At 32.6% G+C, this 18327-nt stretch carries 17 protein-coding genes; 6 read left to right on the plus strand and 11 right to left on the minus strand.

Features of this window, described 5'->3' with window-relative positions:
• Positions 1–49 precede the first annotated feature (49 nt).
• Positions 50–2245 carry a DNA helicase RecQ gene (gene recQ / locus OZP06_RS03745; RefSeq protein WP_281324244.1) on the minus strand — a complete coding sequence of 732 codons (2196 nt, stop codon included), beginning with the start codon at positions 2243–2245 and terminating at the stop codon, positions 50–52.
• A gap of 85 nt (positions 2246–2330) precedes the next feature.
• Here recQ and OZP06_RS03750 point away from each other — a divergent pair, with 85 nt between their 5' ends.
• The 4 genes from OZP06_RS03750 (at position 2331) to lptB (ending at position 5362) form a co-directional block, all read left to right on the plus strand.
• Positions 2331–3296, plus strand: a complete 966-nt coding sequence (locus OZP06_RS03750; RefSeq protein ID WP_269223738.1) for a KpsF/GutQ family sugar-phosphate isomerase — start codon at positions 2331–2333, stop codon at positions 3294–3296.
• The gene (tatC, locus tag OZP06_RS03755; protein ID WP_281324245.1) at positions 3296–4111 is read left to right on the plus strand and encodes a twin-arginine translocase subunit TatC; all 816 of its coding nucleotides are present in this window, start codon (positions 3296–3298) and stop codon (positions 4109–4111) included. Before OZP06_RS03750 ends, tatC begins: the two co-directional genes overlap by 1 nt.
• On the plus strand, positions 4104–4451 hold the full coding sequence (locus OZP06_RS03760) for a carboxymuconolactone decarboxylase family protein (RefSeq protein WP_116762053.1): 348 nt from the start codon (positions 4104–4106) through the stop codon (positions 4449–4451). Before tatC ends, OZP06_RS03760 begins: the two co-directional genes overlap by 8 nt.
• Before the next feature lie 170 nt (positions 4452–4621).
• Entirely contained in the window at positions 4622–5362 is a 741-nt protein-coding gene (gene lptB, locus OZP06_RS03765; protein ID WP_281238896.1) for an LPS export ABC transporter ATP-binding protein, read from the plus strand.
• Positions 5363–5504: 142 nt separating this feature from the next.
• Here the strand turns inward: lptB and OZP06_RS03770 are convergent, their stop codons facing one another.
• Both OZP06_RS03770 and OZP06_RS03775 read right to left on the minus strand, forming a co-directional pair.
• Complete coding sequence (locus tag OZP06_RS03770; RefSeq protein WP_281324246.1) at positions 5505–6350, minus strand: glycoside hydrolase family 25 protein; 846 nt, start codon at positions 6348–6350, stop codon at positions 5505–5507.
• A gap of 9 nt (positions 6351–6359) precedes the next feature.
• Positions 6360–7082, minus strand: coding sequence for a CDP-alcohol phosphatidyltransferase family protein (locus tag OZP06_RS03775; protein WP_281324247.1), 723 nt, complete (start codon positions 7080–7082; stop codon positions 6360–6362).
• Between the two features lie 273 nt (positions 7083–7355).
• Here OZP06_RS03775 and OZP06_RS03780 point away from each other — a divergent pair, with 273 nt between their 5' ends.
• Both OZP06_RS03780 and OZP06_RS03785 read left to right on the plus strand, forming a co-directional pair.
• Positions 7356–8342, plus strand: coding sequence for a PorV/PorQ family protein (locus OZP06_RS03780; RefSeq protein ID WP_281324505.1), 987 nt, complete (start codon positions 7356–7358; stop codon positions 8340–8342).
• Positions 8343–8396: 54 nt separating this feature from the next.
• Positions 8397–9536, plus strand: coding sequence for a DUF4105 domain-containing protein (locus OZP06_RS03785; protein ID WP_269223740.1), 1140 nt, complete (start codon positions 8397–8399; stop codon positions 9534–9536).
• A gap of 277 nt (positions 9537–9813) precedes the next feature.
• Here OZP06_RS03785 and OZP06_RS03790 read toward each other — a convergent pair whose 3' ends face one another.
• The 8 genes from OZP06_RS03790 to OZP06_RS03825 are packed head-to-tail and all read right to left on the minus strand — an operon-like array spanning position 9814 to position 18327.
• Positions 9814–11208 (minus strand): exopolysaccharide biosynthesis polyprenyl glycosylphosphotransferase, encoded by a 1395-nt coding sequence (locus OZP06_RS03790; RefSeq protein WP_269223741.1) that lies wholly within the window; start codon positions 11206–11208, stop codon positions 9814–9816.
• 52 nt (positions 11209–11260) lie between these two features.
• On the minus strand, positions 11261–12268 hold the full coding sequence (locus OZP06_RS03795) for a glycosyltransferase family 4 protein (protein WP_281324248.1): 1008 nt from the start codon (positions 12266–12268) through the stop codon (positions 11261–11263).
• Positions 12240–13583, minus strand: coding sequence for an O-antigen ligase family protein (locus OZP06_RS03800; RefSeq protein ID WP_281324249.1), 1344 nt, complete (start codon positions 13581–13583; stop codon positions 12240–12242). The genes OZP06_RS03795 and OZP06_RS03800 overlap by 29 nt, the downstream gene beginning before the upstream one ends.
• 1 nt (position 13584) lies before the next feature.
• Positions 13585–14658, minus strand: a complete 1074-nt coding sequence (locus OZP06_RS03805) for a glycosyltransferase family 4 protein (RefSeq protein ID WP_281324250.1) — start codon at positions 14656–14658, stop codon at positions 13585–13587.
• Complete coding sequence (locus OZP06_RS03810; protein WP_269223744.1) at positions 14655–15647, minus strand: hypothetical protein; 993 nt, start codon at positions 15645–15647, stop codon at positions 14655–14657. Before OZP06_RS03810 ends, OZP06_RS03805 begins: the two co-directional genes overlap by 4 nt.
• A gap of 5 nt (positions 15648–15652) precedes the next feature.
• On the minus strand, positions 15653–16768 hold the full coding sequence (locus tag OZP06_RS03815) for a glycosyltransferase (RefSeq protein WP_281324251.1): 1116 nt from the start codon (positions 16766–16768) through the stop codon (positions 15653–15655).
• A complete protein-coding gene (locus OZP06_RS03820; RefSeq protein WP_269223745.1) occupies positions 16768–17322 on the minus strand; it encodes a serine acetyltransferase in 555 nt (184 codons plus the stop codon). The genes OZP06_RS03815 and OZP06_RS03820 overlap by 1 nt, the downstream gene beginning before the upstream one ends.
• A gap of 9 nt (positions 17323–17331) precedes the next feature.
• Positions 17332–18327 carry a glycosyltransferase family 2 protein gene (locus OZP06_RS03825; RefSeq protein ID WP_281324252.1) on the minus strand — a complete coding sequence of 332 codons (996 nt, stop codon included), beginning with the start codon at positions 18325–18327 and terminating at the stop codon, positions 17332–17334.

Genomic DNA, 18327 nt, shown 5'->3' on the forward strand with positions numbered 1-18327 from the left:
TTTTACTTTGAGACTTTTTTCCTGAAATCTGAGTTCTATATTCTGTAAACTAATTCGCAACTTCACTAATGAATTTTATTCGCATTAAGCGCAATTCATCTAGATCATAGTCTCCATCAAATTCTTTGAGTGCTTTTTCAATACTATCAGATTCTGATTCCATAAAATATTCATGAATTTCTTCTTGTTGGTCATCATCCAACATTTCGTCAATCCAGTATTTTATATTTAATTTGGTTCCAGAATATACAATTTGCTCCATTTCTTTGATCAAATCATCCATTTTCAACCCTTTTGCGGAAGCGATATCAGTCAGTGCCAACTTTCTGTCTATATTTTGAATGATATATAACTTGTTAATGGAATTGACACCCGTTGATTTTACTACCAAATCATCGGGACGAATTATATCGTTCTCTTCTACGTAACGGTTAATTAATTCAATAAATTCTTTACCATATTTTTTAGCTTTTCCTTCTCCAACACCGTGAATATTAATCAATTCAGCTTGAGAAATTGGGTATTTCAAAGCCATATCTTCCAGAGAAGGATCTTGAAAAACCACAAAAGGAGGAACACCTAATTTTTTGGCTACTTTTTTTCGCAATTCACGCAACATTGACATCAACAATTCATCAGAAGTTCCTGATGATTTTGCCGCAGTCACAATAGCTTCATCTTCGGATTCATTATATTCATGGTCTTCGGACATCATAAAAGATTGTGGGCTTTTTAAAAATGCCAATCCTTCTTTTGTGATTTCTATAATACCATAAGTTTCTATATCCTTAGACAATAAACCAGACACAAGAACTTGTCGCAATAAGGCCATCCAATATTTCTCGTCATGATCAGATCCTGAACCAAAAAAAGATTGGGAATCTGTTTTATGAGCATTTATAACTGCATTCACACGCCCAATTAAGGTGAAAACAATTTCTTTGGATTTATAAATATGTTTGGTTTTCTTGACTACTTCTAATAATTTCAGCACTTCGTCTTTGGCTTCCACTTTTGATTTTGGATTGCGAACATTATCATCCATATCCGCTCCTTCTCCTGTTTCACTATCAAATTCTTCACCAAAATAATGCAATAAAAATTTACGCCTAGACATTGATGTTTCAGCATAAGCTACAACTTCTTGCAATAATGCAAAACCAATTTCTTGCTCTGCAATAGGTTTTCCAGATAGAAATTTTTCTAATTTTTCAACATCTTTGTATGAATAATACGCCAAACAATGTCCTTCCCCGCCATCTCTACCTGCACGTCCAGTTTCTTGGTAGTAACTTTCTAAAGATTTTGGAATGTCATGATGAATTACAAAACGAACATCGGGTTTATCAATTCCCATACCAAAGGCAATAGTCGCTACAACAACTTCTACATCTTCCATCAAAAACATATCTTGATGTTTGGCTCTTGTTTTAGCATCTAATCCAGCATGATAGGGCACGGCACTTATACCGTTTACTTGTAAAACTTCGGCAATTGCCTCTACTTTTTTGCGACTTAAACAGTAAATAATTCCCGATTTTCCTTTATGTTGTTTGATAAACCGAATAATATCCGATTCAATATTTTTGGTTTTGGTACGAACTTCGTAATATAAATTAGGCCTGTTAAAGGATGCTTTAAATGTGGTAGCATTTGCCATATCCAAATTTTTCAAGATATCTTCTTGTACTTTTGGAGTAGCAGTTGCAGTAAGACCTATTATGGGAACTTCGCCCAATTGCTTAATAATATTTTTTAAATTACGATACTCCGGTCTGAAATCATGACCCCATTCTGAGATACAATGGGCTTCATCTATTGCAACAAATGAAATAGGTACCGTTTGAAGAAAAGCTACATATTCTTCTTTAGTTAAGGATTCTGGTGCTACATATAACAATTTCGTTATACCTGCGGTAATATCCGATTTAACTTGAGTAATTTCAGTTTTATTCAGAGAAGAATTTAAAACATGGGCAATTCCATTTTCGGAAGATAGACTTCGAATGGCATCTACTTGGTTTTTCATTAATGCAATTAAAGGAGATACAACTATTGCTGTCCCTTCCTGAATTAAAGCAGGCAGTTGGTAACAAAGAGATTTCCCCCCGCCAGTTGGCATTATAACAAACGTATTCTGTTTATTGAGTAAACTTGTTATGACTTTTTCTTGCAAGCCTTTAAATTGGCTAAAGCCAAAATATTTCTTTAATTCTTTATGTATGTCAATTTCGTTTGAATTCATTCTTTAATATGTGGTATTTTGTATAAATTTGCGGCACATAAAGATACAACTTTCTTTTACACATACAAATTTAAAATTATCTGTTTTGATTACAAAAGAAAATATATTGGCAAATGCCAAGAAAACAATTGAATCGGAAAGCAAATCAATTGCTAAACTAATTGATTTCATTGACGATACTTTTGCGGAAGCGGTACAATGCATTTATAATTCCAAAGGAAGATTAGTTGTGACCGGCATTGGAAAAAGTGCTATTATTGCTCAAAAAATGGTAGCTTCATTCAATTCTACCGGCACTCCTTCATTATTTTTACATGCCTCGGAAGCTATTCATGGAGATTTAGGAATGATCCAAAATGAAGATGTTATCATTTGTATTTCTAAAAGCGGCAATAGTCCCGAAATTAAATCCTTGGTCCCTCTATTGACTCGTTTTGGCAATACCTTAATTGGAATGACTGGAAATATGACATCCTTTTTGGCCAAAGGTTCTCATTTTGTATTAAATACAACAGTAGACACAGAATCCTGTCCATTAAATTTGGCTCCAACAAATAGCACTACTGCTCAATTAGTTATGGGAGATGCATTGGTGGTTTGCTTGATGGAAATGCGTGATTTTAAAGCTGAAGATTTTGCTAAATATCATCCTGGAGGAGCTTTAGGGAAAAAATTATTACTTCGTGTAAAAGATATGCTTGAGAACTCACTAAAACCTGAAGTAGGACCAGACACACCTATTAAAAAAGTTATTTTTGAAATTTCAGAAAAAAGACTTGGAGTTACAGCTGTAGTAGAAAACAACAAAGTGATCGGGATAATTACTGATGGTGATATTCGTAGAATGCTAAACGACAGAGATACTTTTACGGAATTGACGGCAAAAGATATTATGACAAAAAGCCCAAAAATGACAAACTCAAATGAAATGGTAATTGATGCTTTTAATATCATGGAAGACTTCTCTATAACTCAATTAGTAGTTGTCGATAATGGTGAATATAAAGGTGTATTGCATTTACATGATATTTTAAAAGAAGGAATCGTATAATGGCAAAGAAAAACCTAGGCGAAATGTCCTTTTTAGACCATCTTGAAGAATTAAGATGGCTTCTAGTTCGAAGTACCACAGCTGTTATTATTATGGCATGTGTCACTTATTTTATTAGTGATTATTTATTTGACGTGATTATTTTCGGCCCAACAAGACCCTCTTTTTTCACTTACACTTTTTTTTGTGATTTATCGCATCAATTGGGTTTTGCAGATAGTATTTGTATCACTGAAATGCCTTTTATCATTCAAAACACTGAAATGGAAGGACAGGTAAACATCTTTGTTTGGATGTGCATCTTGGCTGGTTTTATACTAAGTTTTCCATATATTTTGTGGGAAGTATGGAAATTCATTGGCCCAGCTCTTTATGAAAAAGAGAAAAAAAATGCCAAAGTCTTTATATCCACCTCTTCGTTACTTTTTTTTATGGGTGTCCTTTTTGGATATTATGTGGTTATTCCAATGTCTGTTAATTTTGTGGCTACCTTTACCGTTAGTGATGTTGTAAAAAACCAATTTACACTAGAATCATATATAGGTATGGTAAAAACAAGTATTTTGGCCAGTGGATTATTTTTTGAGTTACCTATAATTATTTATTTTTTAACAAAATTAGGCTTAGTCACGCCTGTTTTTTTAAGAAAATATTGGAAATATGCAGTAGTAATAATTTTAATTGTGGCAGCAATTGTTACGCCTCCCGATGTGGTGAGTCAAACCATTGTAGCGATCCCAATGTTACTTATTTACGAAGTAAGTATCTTGATTTCAAAAATTGTAGTGTATAACAAAAAGAAAGAAAATGTCTGATATCATTCAAGAATTTAACGATTACCGTTCTAAAATGAACGAAAAATTATTGGCGGACAATAATAAAATTGTAAAACGCATTTTCAATCTAGATACGAATGCTTATGCGGCAGGAGCTTTGGATGTAAAAACCAAAGAATTACTGGGATTAGTGGCATCGGCGGTATTACGTTGTGATGATTGCGTAAAATACCATTTGGAAACCAGCCATAAAGAAGGCGTTACCAAAGAAGAAATGATGGAAGCCATGGGAATTGCAACCCTTGTAGGTGGTACAATTGTAGTACCTCATTTGCGAAGAGCTTATGAATTCTGGGAAGCATTGGAGGAGCAAAAATAGGTAGCAGGAGTCAGAAATCAGATAAGAGTTCATCCTTTTTCAAATTCTAGTTACACGATTAAAAAACTAAAATTGAAGTTAAAACCTAAAACCAAATAAACGAAATTCGTTTCTTTGCAACAATATAAACTTAGTTACTCAGTAACTATGCTACTTAGCAACTTTAAAACATGAAATTAAGAGCAGAGAATTTAATAAAAACATACAAAGGGCGTTCTGTTGTAAAAGGCATTTCGGTAGAAGTAAACCAAGGTGAAATTGTGGGGCTTTTGGGACCAAATGGTGCTGGAAAAACGACCTCTTTTTATATGATTGTGGGATTGGTAAAACCAAATTCCGGAAATATTTATCTGGAAGATTTGAATATCACAGATTACCCAATGTACAAAAGAGCCCAACAAGGAATTGGGTATTTGGCGCAAGAAGCTTCTGTTTTTAGAAAACTAAGCATTGAAGACAACATCTTAAGTGTATTGCAATTGACCAAATTATCCAAAGAAGATCAAATTGCCAAAATGGAAAGCCTAATTGCGGAATTTAGTTTGGAACACATTCGAACCAACAGAGGTGATTTGCTTTCAGGAGGGGAACGTCGTCGTACTGAAATTGCCCGTTGCTTAGCCACTGACCCTAAATTCATTTTGCTTGACGAACCTTTTGCCGGTGTTGACCCAGTAGCCGTTGAAGACATTCAAAGAATTGTTGCTCAATTGAAAAATAAGAATATTGGAATTCTAATCACTGATCACAACGTACAGGAAACATTAGCCATCACGGATAAAACATATCTTATGTTTGAAGGTGGAATTCTAAAAGCTGGTGTCCCTGAAGAATTGGTTGAAGACGAGATGGTGCGTCGTGTATACCTAGGTCAGAATTTTGAATTAAGAAAAAAGAAGTTAGAATTTTAGAAAAACAGTTAGCCGATTTCAGATTCAGAGAAAAAGAAACAACATCAATAAGAGCTATTTAATAGTCAAAACCTGAAATCTGAAATCTCAAACCCGAAATCTGTTTTCTGAAATCTGTTTTCTGAAACCTGAAACCTGAACACTACTCTACTGTAATATATTGCAATTGTTGTAAATCTCCATTGTAAATATTGACATCTACTTTATAATCGATTCCGGGTACTTTTGCTTTTTCAGTAAATTGCCAAAAGAGCCAATCGTCCTGAATTTCTTCCCTGTAAAAATTATAATTAGCGATCCAAAAAAGATAATCACTAAACTCTTCTTTCAAGAAATCGTCATAATATTTCTCTCCTGTATAAATTATTGGCCGCACTCCATAATGCAATTCAACTGCTTTCAACCAACGGCGTAAACCAATTTTTAAACGTTCTAAAGATTGTTCTTTTGGTAGCTTTTCAATATCCAAAACGGGTGGTAAATCCCCTTTTTTAAGCTTTACTGTTTTTATAAAAAGTTCGGCTTGCTCGAGGGAATTCTCATTTGGACGATAATAATGATAAGCGCCACGAATCATTTTATTTTCTTTGGCGCCAAGCCAATTTCTCTTAAATTGATGATCAACCCTATCTTTTCCTACTGTTGCTCTAACAAAAACATAATGCAATGGATATTTTTCTTCTATAGTATCTACATAGGACCATCGAATTTTTCCTTGATATTCGGAAACATCCAAACCTATAACTTTTCCCTCGCTTTTCTCCATAACTTTTAAATTACGGGCTTCAGAAAAAACATTGGTTTCCTTATTAAAATGAGATTTAAAACCTAAATAATAAGCAAAACTAGAACGGTAATGATACCCTAAAGACAGAACAACAAAAAGTAAAAATCCAAACACAAAATACCTTATTAATTGAGCAGGCAAAATGGAGTTTTTCTTTTTGACCTTCCTACTGTAGGTCGTTCGTGTATTCTTTCTTTTCATTCAAAAAAATTACTTTTTTTTCAACATATTATTGATTACCGAAAGCAACACATAGAAAATAATAACCAATGCAACTCCTAAATACTGTAGAAAAAACAACAACAAAACAGAGATTGCTAAAAAAATAATTTGAAGCGCATTATCCTTGAAATTAAATTTTTTGATTTTTAAAGAAAATAAAGGAATTTCGGCATTTAAAATATAAGCACTAAACAACGTTATTACCAATAAAACCCATTTCTCTGTAAAGATTTCAAGTACTGCTAATGAGTCGTTTGAATAATACTGCAACACCAATGGAAGACTCAATATAAAAAGAGCATTGGCAGGAGTGGGCAAACCGATAAACGAATCGGTTTGACGAGTATCTATATTGAACTTAGCCAAGCGATAACATGATCCCAAAGTAATAATAAATCCTAAATATGGAAAAAATTGCAGGTAACCTTCACTCATTGCAACTGAACTGCTTTGCATCATTTTGAACATTACAAAACCTGGAACTACGCCACTGGTAACCATATCTGCCAAAGAATCCAATTGCAGCCCCAATTCACCGGTAACTTTAAACAAGCGAGCAAAAAACCCATCAAAGAAATCAAAAAATATTCCAAGTGAAACAAAAAAGAAAGCCATTTCAAATTGATTTTTACTTACAAATACTACTGCAATACAGCCACAGAAAAGATTAAGCAATGTAATGGTATTCGGAATGTGTTTTTTAATGTTCATAAGTTATAATTTGTTTGATATACGTGACAAATTTAATACAATATGTGAAAGCGATGCTCGTTTTATATGAGAGATTTTTATTTTGAACCATCAAAAAGCATTAATTAATTGAATTGAAGTAGCTACATCATTAAAAAACTTTATTTTTGACAAAAATTTAAAACGCATCAAGTCTACAAACAAAAACCTTTGAAAAAAAAAATCCTTTTCTTACTTCTTTTCGTTGTAAACGCTACCTACAGTCAAACTGTTCGAAAATACTCGAATGAGTTTATGAATATAGGTGTAGATGCTGCAGCTTTGGGAATGTCAAATGCAGTTGTAGCATCCTCAGCAGATGTCAATTCCTGCTATTGGAATCCAGCAGGACTAATTCATTTGAAAGAGAATCAAATTTCGTTAATGCATTCCAATTACTTCGCCAATATTGCCAAATACGATTATGCTGCTTATGCCAGTCCTATTGATGACAGAAGTGCATGGGGGTTATCATTAATTCGTTTTGGAGTTGATGATATTTTGAATACAACTGATTTAATAGACAATGAAGGCAATATCGATTACAACCGAATTAAACTGTTTTCAACTGCCGACTATGGATTCACTTTTTCATACGCTGTAAAATTACCTGTTGAAGGGTTTCAATATGGCGTAAATGCCAAAATTATTCGCCGAATAATTGGAGATTTTGCAACTTCTTGGGGTTTCGGTTTTGATCTTGGACTGCAATTTGAAAAAAATAACTGGCAATTTGGTTTCATGCTTCGCGACATTACCACTACCTACAACATTTGGAATATTAATGAAGAAGCCTATCAAAAAATAGCCGATGCTATTCCTGGTGAAAACCAAGAAATTCCAGAAAGTACCGAAATCACTCCACCAAAAGCACAACTGGGTGTAGCTAAAAAATTTGAATTTCATGATGATTATAGTCTATTGACGACCGCCAACATGAACATGCAATTCACACAAACCAATGATTTAATTTCTACCTCTTTTGTAAGTATTGACCCTGCCATTGGTTTGGAATTTGGGTATTCCGATTTAGCGTTTTTGAGAGCAGGAGTCGGAAATTTCCAACAGGTAACCCAATTAGACAATTCAAAAAAAATAGGCTTTCAACCCAATATTGGTTTGGGTTTCAAATACAAAGGTATTGCTGTTGATTATGCATTGACGGCATTGGGCAACCAAAGCACTGCTCTGTATTCGAATGTTTTTTCTCTAAAAATTGACTTATCGTTATTCACCAACTAAATAGCTATTTTTTATACCACTTTAAATAAAACTCGAAGAAAAAATCTCATGATTATGAAATCGCTCCTTTTTAGAAAAATTTTAATTAGCATTATTGTATTGAGTTCAGTATATAGCACACTTGCCCAAAGTGTTTCTTTGTCAAAAAATGCCAAAATTAGTGTTTTAACATGTGGAACTGGGAATGAATCGTATTCCTTATTTGGCCACACAGCGATACGAGTAAGTGATTCAGAAAACAATATAGACATCGTTTATAATTATGGTGCTTTTGATTTTCAAACGCCCAATTTTGTTCCAAAATTTGCTAAAGGAGATTTAGACTATTTCATTGTCAACGACAGGTATATCGATTTTATTAATCAATACAACTATGAGAAAAGAGATGTTTTTGAGCAAGAATTAAACATTCCGTTTGAACTAAAACAAAAATTATTTGACAATTTAGCTCAATCTATGCTTTCTGATGAGCGATTGTACAAATATAAATTCATAGATAACAATTGCACTTCAAAAGTAGTAGATGTAATCAACAAAACGCTGCAATCAACGGTAATCAAAAAGAAAGTAGACACCGATAAAACATATCGAACAATTTTATACCCTTATTTTGACAATCATTTTTATGAAAAACTAGGAACTAGTATTGTTTTTGGAACAAAAGTAGACCAAATGGGAACTAAAATATTTTTACCATTTGAATTACTGGAAAGTTTAAAACAAATTAAATATAACAATCAACCCTTTTCCAAAGAACCCATAACCATACTTACTTTTGAAAAAGAAATCCCAACTTCTTGGTGGAATAATGCTTACACCTATTTATTATTCTTAGGGTTTGTCATTTTGATTAACAAAAAAAGCATCGATTTTGTGTATTTATTTAGCATCGCTTTATTGGGTTTGCTATTTACCTTTTTAGGTTTTTATTCTTTTCATCACGAACTGGAATATAACTATAATATTTTGTTGTTTAATCCAGCACTATTTGTATTGCTCTATTTTTGGAGTACTAAAAATCCCAAATGGACTTACAAACTTTGTATAATAAATATAATAATGATGCTTTTATATTTCTTTATAATCATTCCTAAAGTACATTTAATGATTGTTTTACCAATATTGATTACCAATTTTACAATCTTAATTCGCGTAGCTATAAAACATAAAAAGCGAATTCCAATTATCATATAATACCATTAGTGGATGTAAAATAGTCCACAAAGATGCGAAGTTATTTTTTTTCAAGACAACGATAAAAATCATTGCATAGCCTTCGCTGTGGAATTATTTTCTGAGGACGTATTGGAGAAAAAGAACGAATAGATTGGGCTATTTTATATGTGCTAATGGTATAGTATTCTACAACCTATTAAAAACAGACAAGGCATTAAAATTCATTTCTATTTCCAATGAACTTTAATGCCTTATCTTTAGATTGTATATTCCCGACAATTAAAACAATAACTTATTATTGTCCTCTATAAAACAAAACGGTAGAAATAGTTTTAAAAGCTATACTTAAATCCAAGTAAATGCTTCGATGCTTAATATAATACAAGTCGTATTGTAGTTTTACCAAGCTGTCTTCTAATTTTTCCCCATAGGAATAATTGACTTGAGCCCATCCCGTAAGACCCGGTTTTATGATATGGCGTGTTTCATAAAATGGCATAATTTGAGCAATTTCCCTAACAAATACTGGTCTCTCAGGCCTTGGTCCAATTACAGCCATTTCTCCTTTTAAAATATTTATAAATTGTGGAATTTCATCAATTCTGGTTTTTCTCAAAAATTTTCCAAATTTAGTAATTCTGGTATCATTTGTTTTCGTAAAAACAGCTCCTGATTTTTCGGCATTTTTAACCATGGTACGAAACTTTATGATTTTAAACACTACACCATCTTTACCTACTCTTTTTTGAGTATATAATAATTTCCCTTTATTCCAAAACAGGTTCCCAACCAACAGTAAAGGCAACAATAACAATCCAACACCCAATCCAATTATTGAAAAAACAACTTCAAATAATCGTATTAAATAAATGTATAATTTATTTTGATTGGAGCGACTGAAAGGAAAAAATCGATAAAAGTCCCGAGAAATATACTGAACAGGAATACGCTGTGTTTTGCTTTCATATACTTGTGTATATTCCCGAATACTCTTTCCTGATTCTAAAAAATGAAGTAATTGTTGGTATAATTCAGGAGTAATTCCATCGGTTTTTTGACAAGCCACCACTATTTCCGAAATTCCATTTTCAGAAACAAACGACTTCAAATCATCTCTTCTAATATGTTTTACATATTGATACTCAAACTCAGTTTTAGAATAAAAATCGGAATTCACATATCCAATTATTTTATAATGTGGATCCACTTGTTCCAATCCCAATACCAATTCCTGTACTTGCTCTCTATCACATATTAAAATCGCTTTTTGAACAAAACGATGTGAAGCTAAAAACTGAACATAAATCATTCTCCAAGCATACAATGCTATAAAAATTGTACCATAAAAAACAAGCAATTGCCACCTATTTTTGGGCAATTGAGGAGAAAAAACAGGCGTTAATAAATAGAATATTACGGTTGTAGAAGTTGTCAAAATAGCACTTCTCAATACTTGAAAATGATTGCTTGCCACTTGCAAATTATACATTTCAAAAATAGCGCCAAAAGCATTTAAATAAAATGCTAACACAATTGTCCAATAGAAATTTGAAGTTGAAAATTCAAAGTAATTAAATTCAAAAAAAAGTCCAATTCCATACAAACTTAACAAAACAAAAACCACATCAAAAAACCGTAAAAGTATTTTACGTTCTGAAATTTCGAAGTGCATTTTTTTCTTTTTACTCATACTCTTTAATTAAAGATTGTATATTAATCATAATCTATAAAAAATTAAACTTTTATTTTAAAATATTCATCCAACTGAGTTTAACCTTTACCCATTCAAACTGTTCCGCTTTTTGCCTAGAATTCAAAACCAGTTCAGTAAACAAAACCTGGCTTTCTATCAAACTTTTTAGAGCATCAACCATTTTTTCTACATCATTATCTGGAATTAATAATGCTTCTTTTTGCTCCTCTAACATATAGGGGATTCCACCAACATTAGTTGAAACCACTGCCAATCCCAATGACATCGCTTCAATTATACTGACTGGCATATTGTCAAAATGGGTTGTATTTATAAAAATATCAGATTCTTTTGAAATTTTGATCCAATCAAGTTTAGATAATTTTCCTGTAAAATGAATATCTAAATCCAAATCCTTGGCTTTTTGTTTGGCTTCTACTAAACTCCCATCCTTTTCAGGCCCAACCATTCGCAAGGTTGCTAATGGATATGTCTTTTTTAATTCGTAATATACCTGAACCGCCATCATAGGATTATATATTCTTGAGAAGGAACGCACCCATAATAAATTTGGCGAGGCTTTTATTCGTGCCAAAAAAGGATAATTATGAAGCTCAATTGCATTTGGAATATAAATTACATTTTTATACCCCAAAGTATTGAATTGTTCCTTTAAAAAAAGAGAAGGAGATACATTATGATAAGAATTTTTGAATATCATTTTACAAATTCTAGGATTCTGATGCAACCTAAAAGCTAAATTGCCTCCATGCAAAATAGGAATATATTTTATTCTTAAAACCCTACACAACTGAGAAGTGCCAAAAGCATACCAAAAATTGGTCGTACTATAGGTGTCAATCAATACTGCATCTGCTTTTCTAAATCGAAACACAGTGTACAACATGGCGACTAAGCGTAATGATTTATTTTTTTTTGAAGAACTGTAGCATATATTGAACCCTTCTTGCTCCAAAAGTGGGCCAAGAGTTTCAATAGTCGTTGGAGTAACTCCATGTTTGGACAATTTATTCCCTATGTAGAGTAGGTTCTTCAATAGTATAAACTTTTAATAATGATAATGCATAAACAAATGCAGGGGCAGCAAGACGCATAGCAGCATGATTAATTGTAAATAACCAAAAAGCCAAAAAAGATAACGCCAATAAATTTTGGCGATTATTTACAAATAAAAATAATGGTGTAAAAAAAAGAATCATCAAATCTATTAAACCAAGAGAACCATGCTCTGCTAACATTCTGGTAATTTCATTGTGTGTCGCCAAATCAATTCCTGTTTGTTGTTTTCGCAATTCCTTATTTTTACCCACTCCAACTCCTAAAAAAGGATTATCCAGAAACATTTGAAATTCAGATGCAATAAGCACTTCTCTACCGCTCAGTTGACTTTGTTTTTTTCGACCTAAAGCATCTTCATTAGCATATCGCTTATCGATTAAACCACCAGTTTGTATGGAACTGTATCCCCAAACTCCCAATCCAGCCACTAAAGCGAGTATAATAATCAAACCTATCTTGGGTTTCGTATTGAAATTAGCTTGAAAATAGAGCACTGCCATAAATAAAATAATCATAACTATTGCAGTAAACACTCCACCTCTTGAAAAAGTTACGATTCCTCTAAAAGCAAAAACGAGTACCAAACCACCATTTAAAAGTTGCAGCAATGTGTTTTTAGAATTCAATAGTAATTGTACAAAAAACACAAATATACCCAATCCCAATATTGTTGATACTTGATTGGGTCCAAATCCTCCTGAGGTCTCAAAATTGGATTGCGTTCCCGTAACTACATCTTTTACACTAGGTGTGTATAAATACAGATACACCACAATACTAATTAAGGGCAACGAAAAAGCTGAAATAACTCCTTTTAATCGATCAAAAGTTATTTTTCTTTGAAAACAATATATAGCACTAATTCCCAAACATACGGGACCTGAAATATTAAAAGCAATTGCTTTTCTAATATCCGTATCAAAATTTAAGGAAACTGTTGACAAAACAATACTTGGAACCAGTAATACTAAAAAGATCCAATACATCAATGCATTCTTTGAAAATCCAGAATAAATCAGACCCAAAAACATAAAAAACATAACAGAATATTTCCCAAACTCATTTAGAATCATTCCATCAGTCATTCTTAAAAGCACCTCAACACTAACTATATAAGCTGATAGCATTAGAACTTCATTATTCTTGTTCTTCGTTTTAACAATATAAAAAACACCAAACACCAATATTCCTAAAGTGTATATTTTTGAAAGAAAAGGCAATGCAAAAATCAATACTCCCATAAAAGCATGAAATAGCACCAAATAAACATAGGATAATTCTTCTTTCTTCATTTTAAATAGTTTGCAACCAATTTAAATATTTTTTTAATACACTTTCAGCAGTATAATTACCTTGTATCGTATTATAAAGTGCATTACCAAATTCAAGTCTTAACTTTTTATCCTCCACAAGTTTTAGAATAGCGTTATAAAACAAATCTGAATTATTGGAATCTACTATAAATCCATTTTTGTTGTTTTCTACAATAGAACCAATTTCGCCTACATTCGTTACCACGACCGCTTTTTTATTCAATCCATATTCCAATAGCGCTACAGGCAAACCTTCTGATTGAGAGGTCAAAATGGCTATTGAAGCTTGATTAAGTATGTTTTCTACATCTAATTTGGAACCATACAGAAATACATTATTTACTAAATCAAACTCAATAATTTGATTTTTAATTTGAAAGGAATATTCATCTTCAAAATCTTTTCCAACCAAATGAAAAGTCCAATCTGGACGAGATTTTTTGAGTTTTTTGGCTACTTCCAATACTAAAAAATGATTTTTTTGTTCCCTTAAATTGGCCAAAGATACAACTCGTTTTCCTTCAATTCCTTTTAGTTTTGTTTCTGCAACGATACCTGCTTCGTTCACTGGAAAGTTTGGCAAATAAATAACATTTCGAGCTTTAAGTTTTAACTCAGACCACGATTTTAATTTTTGATTAACTGCGATAATTCCACAAAAAAAAGAAGCTGTCAGCTTCAATACAAAATGAGGTCTAACGGCTAAAAATTCATTATTCCCATAATGATCATGTCGAATAATGCTAATAGACGGACGAATCATTTTTAATAAAAAAGCTATAAAAAAGGAAGTACTATGCGCATGAACATGAGTTACTTTATTTTTTTTAACAAAATAATGTAATCTATAAAGTGCTCCAAAATCAAGCTGCCTTTTTTTGTTCAAAAACAAATAGGAAACACTTGGATGAATCTGATTTAGTAAAGCACCTTCTTTTCTAGTGGCAATCAAACCCGAAAACTCAACTTCAGCAGCTAGTGTATTGGCATAATTTACTGCCATACGTTCAGCACCACCAGCTTCCAGGGAATCTATGATTTGGAGAATTCTCATTGATTTATAATCCAATTTTTAAAATCGATATAAGTCCATTTTAACGGACCCCAAATATTTATTTTTTTAGAATCACTATTCAATCGGTTCCCATCATATACATAATAAAACTCATTTGGTCCTAATTGTTGTATATCCAACTGATGCATTCCAGCATTAAATTCTTTTATTTCCGTGTTGCCTTTTAAGAAATAGGGAGAAACTCTTTTAGTGGTATACGATCCATTTTTGAAAGAAAATCGATACAAAGACAAGCCAAATCCATACCCATTGGTGCAATTTTGTATAGGCAAAATTAATCCTTCTTTATCCGCAAAAAATCGTCCTCCTGCTCGAGCCTCAGTTCCCATTAAAGCAATTGGTTTTTTATGCAACTTCCATTTTCCAAAAAGGGAATCGGCTTGATATACATACATATTTAATTTACCGTCAGATGCCACCATTATATTCAAAGAATCAGACACATAAATTGATGGATCTTTAAATTGAACATTAGCAATCAAAGTGTCACAAACCCTCCAATCATAAGGGAATCGATAGGCTTTGTATAACAAAACTGCATTGGCCTGCTTGGATTCTGGCACCATATAAAAATCATTTCGATATTTAAAAACCTGTGGATAGGATAAATGGAACTTTTGTGTCAGAACCGTGCCACTATACTTGTAATTTTTACCATCAATTGAAGTCAATACACCTACATCGCCATTTGATTTTGTTTTTTTATGTTCAAAAAACAAATAAAAAACTCCTTTTTCTTTTACAAAAAAAGGATCCGCAAGAAAAACGGTACTGTCATTTTGTTTTTTTAATTTCTCGATAGAATAAATAGCATTTTCTTTCACATTTATTTCTTTGGGATAAACAGTAGACTGTCCATATCCTATGGACCAACCTCCTCCATCTTGTTGAAAAAATGGTGTCCTGTAGTTTATCAATAACACTACTAAAATTCCAAAAACCAAAATCCCAACTAAATACTTCTTCATTTATACTATTTTAATATTTTTTTTATTTCTCCTTCAAAAACATCCAAGGTATAGTGGCGTGACCAATTGGATGCTTTTTCTCTTTTAGATTTAAAATCACTTTCATTCGTAAATAGTGCTTCCAATTGTTGAATATCTTGTTCCAAGTTCACGCGCAACAACAAACCTCTTTCTCCATAATCAAGCATATAAGGAACGCAAGAAACTGGAGTAGCCACAGGAACACAACCCCAAAACATACCCTCTGCCAGTGCTTTTGGCCAACCTTCACTTTTGGATGCTAATAGCACAAAATGACTCTCTTGGTACGCTTTTTTTAAGGTTTCTTGATTGTGATTTCCGTTCAGTTTTATAAAATTATCCAAACGATTTGAAGCAATATACTTTTCCAAAATTTTACGTTCCATCCCTTCTCCAAACAAATCCAAAGACACATCATACCCTTTTCTGTATAATCCTTCAACTAATTGTATCGCATATAAAGGATTTTTCCCTGGAACCAATGCTCCCACAAAAACAAAATGTATGGTTTCTTTTAAATCCAATTCTTTTAACGGCTCTTTATCTACTTCCGAATAGGTAGCGGTAAAAAAAGGTTTGATATTCTTCTTACTACCATCCCATTCGCCATATACCAATACCTGCATGTTTTTGGTCAAAAAAGTGTTGCTCAAAATCCATTTCTGCAAACGGTAACTCCAAGGTTGTTTTGCTTTCGGATCCCAATTACCAGCGTATTTTGCAGTTTTGGGTTTTTTAGGAAATAAAATTTGTATAATACAACCCAATAAACCAATATTGCCAGGACAACGCAAATGAATATGATCGGCTTGTTGCATGGCTTTGAAAATAATTATACTATTCCAAAAAGCATAAAAAAAAGCCTTAACTAGATTAGTGAAATTATTTAAATTAAAATCAATTAATTTAAAATGCTTTTTTATATCAAATGTAATTTCTTCAACTAGTAATCCGTTTTGATTCTTCCAAACTGGACAACAAAACGATATTTCATTTGCATATTTCTCCCAAATAACCAACTCTTTTACATAAGGACTGTAGGCAAAACATTTTTCATCCTTAAAAATAAATGGGGCCGCTGAAACGATTAGTAATTTCATTAAATATATCCTTTAGAACCGTTTTGAGAAATGATTATTGCTGGGACACCCAAAACTACTGTTCTATTAGGAAAAGAATCATTTACCAAAGAACAAGCTCCTATTAAAACTTCATTCCCAATAGTAATATTGCCAGAAACTACAGAATTTGCACCAATATATACTTCATCTCCTAAAACTGGTGTTCCTCGTTTTTCACCACGCCCAGAAACTCCAATTGTCACTCCCTGCGAAATATTACAATTGTTACCTATAACAGCATTTGCATTGATAATAATACCTCCAAAATGACCAATATAAAAAGAATGCCCTATCCTTGATGATGCGGGGATTGATATTCCAGTGGTAATTTCAATTAATTTCTGCCAAAAAAGCATTAACAACAAACCAAGAAATCGAAAAGGTTGCCATTTCAATTTCGAATAAATAAAATGAGCAATCCTATATTGTAAAACCGCCCAAAATCCTTGAGTAAAAAATACAATTACAAAGAAATGTCCACCGTATTTTTGATGTTTCTTGTAATCAGAATATATAAGTTGGAATAAATTCATAAATATTTTTTATTCTTTTGGTTTACTAAAAAACAAGCTCCACCAGCCAATCGTCCTCCCAAGCGCTTCGGTTAAAGCTTCCTTTTTTTGGTTCGTTGTAATTACATTAGAATAACGAATCAATGTCAAAAGTAAAGTAATAGCATGCCATTTTAAGAAATCCGCTGCATTGGGACTTGGATTTTTAACCCTCCACACATACCATCCATTTCGAACCACCATTTTACCGTATTGGTATTGATTGGGGCGACCTGAAGCTTCATGATAATGATGCAATTTTGCTTTAGTATTGAGATACAATTTACCAGTTTTGGCAACTCTCAAGCAAAAATCGGCGTCTTCATACAAACCATACCCTTCAAAATAGGTGGAAAATTGAAAAGTATCAAAAACCTTTTTCTTAAAAGAAGAAACCCCACCCATTAACTGTTCGACTTCATAGATTTTGTCACTTGGAGGTAGAAAACCAACACTTCTTCCGTGTGAAAACAGAGATGAAAATCCTGGGGGACAATCACTGTCTAATCCTAATTTTTTCCTTAAAACAAATCGGCTTCCATCTTTTCTTTTCCATTCATCATAATAAAACTCATTTATTTTTGGTTGATAATTTAGTCCGACAAACTCCCATTTTGTCTCATTGCAAATATAACCCCCTACTCCTAATGCATGTGGATGCAATTTGTAGGAGTTGAGCAATTGCTCAAAATAATCTTTTTCTAAAATGGTGTCATCGTCTAAAAAACAAACCACTTCCATATCATTTCCAACATGGCTTATTCCAAAATTACGCTGTTTGGTCAAACCACGATGCTCATTTGGAACTAGATAATACTTTAGATTTTGAAAAGGATTATCTGCTATTATTTGTTGAGTTTCACTATTAATAGAACCGTCAACGATTAAAATTTCATATGGATATAGCGATTGTTCCCTTACCGACTGCAACAATTGAAGCAAAGGTTTGGGACGCATATAGGTGCAGATAATTAGTGCGAATTTCAT

It is taken from the genome of Flavobacterium sp. IMCC34518, assembly GCF_027111095.2.
GTDB lineage: Bacteria > Bacteroidota > Bacteroidia > Flavobacteriales > Flavobacteriaceae > Flavobacterium > Flavobacterium praedii.